General features: G+C 33.9%; 1 protein-coding gene. It reads left to right on the plus strand.

The window, feature by feature from the left end:
- Positions 1-134: 134 nt before the first annotated feature.
- Positions 135-239 (plus strand): prepilin-type N-terminal cleavage/methylation domain-containing protein (locus R0J88_RS23205; protein WP_410901346.1); only part of this gene is annotated, 105 nt, incomplete at its 3' end.

Consider the following 239-nt stretch of genomic DNA (forward strand, 5'->3'; position numbering starts at 1 on the left):
TTGTTATGGCCATTTTGCAGCCTATTATGGCAATGAACAAAGCAGTTGGGCGCTAAATTTAAATAGTTTTTATATATTAATGGTTTTAGCTAAACCATTTTTGCTTAGTGTTGTTAGAATAATGAGGTAATTACGTGAACAAACAATCAGATTTTTCTTTACTAGAAGTAATGGTGGTACTGGTTATCATCGGGATGATGATGTCTATTGTGGCGCCAAATATTATGGGCCAACAAGAA

Source organism: Pseudoalteromonas sp. SIMBA_162 (assembly GCF_046535955.1).
Classification (GTDB): Bacteria; Pseudomonadota; Gammaproteobacteria; order Enterobacterales; family Alteromonadaceae; genus Pseudoalteromonas; species Pseudoalteromonas marina.